Genomic DNA, 3,181 nt, shown 5'->3' with positions numbered 1-3,181 from the left:
CCGCAAAAGACCATCGAAGTTGCACGCCGACAAGGGCTATGACTACAAGCGTTGCCGTGCGCACTTGAGACAACGGGGCATCGCCAGCCGCATTGCCAGGCGAGGCGTTGAGAGTAGCGAGCGACTGGGCAAGCATCGCTGGGTGGTGGAGCGGACTCATGGATGGTTTGCAGGCTTTGGCAAGTTGCGAATCCGCTTTGAACGACGGCTGGATATCCACGAAGCGCTGCTAAAACTGGCAGCGGCGATCATCTGTGCACGCTTCGTGGATCGGTGGTGTTAGCCACTCTAAGAGCATCCCATGGCCCGATATTCCATATATGACTCAGCTCTTCCATCAAACCTAGTGGATCTATGCCTTTGTTTGGATTTTTGACATAAATATTCTTATTGACCCCACCTGCCAACCCAATCGGATCCTGATTCACATAACTCCCCACCACCGGATCGTAATACCGATGCCGGTTGTAATACAGCCCCGTCTCCTTGTTATGGTGCGGCCCCGGCAGCCGGATCGCCTGGTGCATGCACTGCGGGTTGTATTCCTGCAGCACATTGCCCCAGGGGTCCAGCTTTGCGGCCCAGGCCACTTGGCCGGTCTGGTCCGTCAGGGCCATGGGCGTGCCCAGATGGTCGCAGTTGTAATGATGGATGGCTACGGAGCCCTGTCGCGCTCGCTCCTGCTTTTGCAGTTACTTGCGCATCTCCTGCAGCATTTTTATGGTGTGCTCGTCGTGGATACCCAACATGACCAAGCGATCTGCACGCGTTTTGGCCCCATCTTGTTATAACCCATGGGGCTGAACAATCCACGCATATCGAGACTCACTGTGACTGGTGATCTTTATTTTCAACAATCTCTTTACTTATTAGAAAATCACCGTATGGCCATACGGTTATGGTGGTCGTTCTAATAAAATTGTTATTTCCGTCAGATCTTGAGTGTTTTGATAACTTGAAATAATGAGTTTCTTCCCCCAATGTATTTGAAATACTTATTGATGCAGGGAAAGCAGTTGGTTTAATGTTCGATTCTTTTATCCTAAGTTCGACATTTTGACGAATTAGATAACGATGGCTTTGCCATCCCAGTATATCTTTGATACTCAAATCATAGTCTGGATTTCCCAGTTTATTGAAAATATAAGATAAATTAAATCCCTCTATATCCGATAAATCAATTTTCATTGGTGCCATCAAGAAAGTTAGCAAAGATATTATTTGAAAACCAAGCGTTGCGGCTATTATGTAAATTACTGTCTTCATCATCTTTCTCAATCTTTGCATCTTCTATATATTGGATTGCCTTTAGGCGATGCCCCATTCCATGGCCAACCTGTTGAATGTGATCCGTCTTCTGAGCCTGCGCCAATGGTTGTACTACTCCCTGTCACGACTGCCACATGCCCAGTAGCGTCCCCATATGGATATGCCACCGCAACAATATCACCAGGCTTTGGAGACGTAACAATTTCGAATCCGGGAATCGCTTTTTGTGGATTTGCCCAATCTCCAGCAGTTGCTGGTCCTCTTGGGATAATTCCAAATCTGTAGCGCGAGGGAGATTCGACATCTGCATTTTCTAGCACTTCATGAACAAAGAGATTACATTTATTTCTCTTTGACCCAAAGCCATAATTCGAGGCGTATGAGTATCTTTCTTGATTATTTAATTTCTCCGCTGCTTTCAAAATTCTCTCTGCACACGTTTTTACGGGGGCCAAGCCCAAAGGATCCATGGAAATCATGGGATTTATCGCATATATACTTTTGTTAACCCCTCCGGCCAACCCAATCGGATCCTGATTCACATAACTCCCCACCACCGGATCGTAATACCGATGCCGGTTGTAATACAGCCCCGTTTCCCTGTCATGGTGCTGCCCTGGCAGCCGGATCGCCTGGTGGATGCCTTGCGGGTTGTACTCCTGCAGCACATTGCCCCAAGGGTCCAGCTTGGCCGCCCAGGCGACTAGCCCCCGTTGGTCGGTCAGCGCCATGGGCGTGCCCAAGTGGTCGCAGTGGTAGTGGTGGATGGCGATGCGGGCTTGTTGTTCTTTTTCCTGTTTCTGCAGTTGGGTCTGCATGCCGGTGAGCAGGCGTGCGGTGCTGTCTGCCTGTTCGCCCAGCATGGCCTGGGCGCCGGGCGGCAGGCCGTGGTCCAGGGTGTGGCGCAGGTGGCGGGCTGCGTCTTGCTGCATGTCGCGCGGCATGGCGTCGAGCATGGTTTGCATCAGGGCCAGGGCCGGCGTGTGGTTGGGGTCGTCCGGGTCGGGCAGGCCTGCGGCGATGGCTTGCACCAGCAGGTGGGGCTCGTCTTGGGGGTCGCCGCTGGCCGTGGTGCTCAGGCGCACCAGGGGGGTGAAGCTGCCGGGTTCGTAGATGGTGTGTTCTATGTGGCGCGTGTCATCGCCATGCTGCAGGCGCTCGGTGTGAATGAGGCGGTCGCCGTCCCAGCCGTAGTAGTGGGTGCGGGTGGGGGTGGTGGAGTCCGCGCTTTCGACCTGCTGCTTCAGGCGCCTGCCCAGGGCGTCGTAGGTGTAGCGGCTGTGGTGGCGCAACTGCTCGGCGTTGCCCTGGATCTGGCTGCTGCGCACGGCGATGAGCTGGTGTGCTCCGTCGTAGTGCAGTTGCTGCTGGCTGTGGTCTGCATGCATTTGCGCGATGCGGTTGCCGCAGGGGTCGTAGCGCCAGACGCGGTCTTCGCTGAAGCCGATGCGGTTGTCTTCCCAGCGCTGCACGGGGCCTTGCCGCTGGCCTGCAAGGTGGCCCAGGCCCATGAGGTTGAAGTCGGTGTGCCGCCAGTGGGCGTGGACCTGGGCGGCCCAGCTGTCCTGGGTGTTCGTCTGGCCCGGTGCACCGGGTGCACCGAGTGCTGGCAGGCGGTTGCCGGCAGGGTCGATCTGCCAGCGGGCGGTGGTCTGGGGGTCCTGGCTGTCGGTGGCCGCTCTGAGGCGCCCGGCGCTGTCGTAGCCGTAGCGCAGCAGTTGTGCGGCCTGGCTCGGGGCGCCGGCCTGTTCGATGGCAACGAGCTGGCCCAGGCTGTCGTAGTGGTAGCGGCGGCCAAGGATCTGGCCGATGAGGGGCTGGACGAGGTGATCCCTGCCTTCCGTGCTTTGCAGGCCTGTGGTGCCCAGGGCCGTGAGGCGGCCCATGCTGTCCCATTGGCGTTGCACCCACC

The 3,181-nt window shown here is 55.9% G+C and carries 3 protein-coding genes and 1 pseudogene; 1 reads left to right on the top strand and 3 read right to left on the bottom strand.

Going from position 1 to position 3,181, the window contains the following annotated elements:
* A partial coding sequence (locus GRX31_RS30280; protein ID WP_160855827.1) for a transposase occupies positions 1-283 on the top strand: 283 nt, incomplete at its 5' end.
* 55 nt (positions 284-338) lie between these two features.
* Here GRX31_RS30280 and GRX31_RS30275 read toward each other — a convergent pair.
* From GRX31_RS30275 to GRX31_RS30265, 3 genes and pseudogenes are all read right to left on the bottom strand, one after another.
* Positions 339-749, bottom strand: a pseudogene (locus GRX31_RS30275) (RHS repeat-associated core domain-containing protein); the annotation flags it as partial.
* 76 nt (positions 750-825) lie between these two features.
* Positions 826-1,269 (bottom strand): hypothetical protein, encoded by a 444-nt coding sequence (locus GRX31_RS30270; RefSeq protein ID WP_143044734.1) that lies wholly within the window; start codon positions 1,267-1,269, stop codon positions 826-828.
* A 5-nt stretch (positions 1,270-1,274) separates the two neighbouring features.
* On the bottom strand, positions 1,275-3,181 hold a 1,907-nt coding region (locus GRX31_RS30265), incomplete at its 5' end, for an RHS repeat-associated core domain-containing protein (RefSeq protein ID WP_202396773.1).

Source organism: Delftia sp. CH05, assembly GCF_009827015.1.
Classification (GTDB): Bacteria; Pseudomonadota; Gammaproteobacteria; order Burkholderiales; family Burkholderiaceae_C; genus Comamonas; species Comamonas tsuruhatensis.
The sequence above is the reverse complement of the archived record's forward strand: the minus strand, read 5'-3'. Positions and strand labels throughout refer to the sequence as shown.

Bases quoted from the DNA above. Each gene is read 5' to 3' on its own strand.
- GRX31_RS30270 (WP_143044734.1), bottom strand. From the start codon at position 1,269: ATGATGAAGACAGTAATTTACATAATAGCCGCAACGCTTGGTTTTCAA.